This window comes from Aeromonas bivalvium, from assembly GCF_000819765.1.
In the GTDB taxonomy this organism is placed as follows: domain Bacteria; phylum Pseudomonadota; class Gammaproteobacteria; order Enterobacterales; family Aeromonadaceae; genus Aeromonas; species Aeromonas bivalvium.
In genome coordinates this window covers 96,962-97,351 of sequence record NZ_CDBT01000054.1, presented here as the reverse complement: position 1 = coordinate 97,351, position 390 = coordinate 96,962, and the positions used below count along the sequence as shown (strand labels likewise).

The following is a 390-nucleotide window of genomic DNA, read 5'->3' as shown; positions in this document are numbered from 1 at the left end:
CCGCCACGACTGGGTACTGTTCGTGCCCTGTGACGGCCCGGCCCTGCCCCGGGATCTGATGACCCGCTTTCGCGCCGCCATCACCCCGGACACCGAGCTGGTGGTGGCCCACGATGGCGAACACCTCCAGCCCGTGGTCGCCCTGCTGCGCCGCGCCCTGCTCCCCTCCCTGCAACTGGCGCTGGCGTCAGGGGAGCGCAAGACAGGGGCCTGGTTTGCCCGCCACCGGATGGCGCTGGTGTCCTTTGCCGACCAGCCCGATGCCTTCGTCAACCTCAACAGCCCGGCCGAGCTCGCAGCCTGGGAGGCGAGGCTGCTGAGGGGAGAGGCCCCATGAGCCCCCTGCCCCTGCTCGGCTTCGTCGCCTGGAGCGGCACCGGCAAGACCACC

Annotated in this window: 1 protein-coding gene; it reads left to right on the top strand. The window is 71.5% G+C overall.

Going from position 1 to position 390, the window contains the following annotated elements:
* Positions 1-337: NTP transferase domain-containing protein (locus BN1119_RS15285; protein ID WP_041999843.1), on the top strand; the 337-nt coding region annotated here is incomplete at its 5' end.
* Between the last annotated feature and the right edge of the window lie 53 nt (positions 338-390).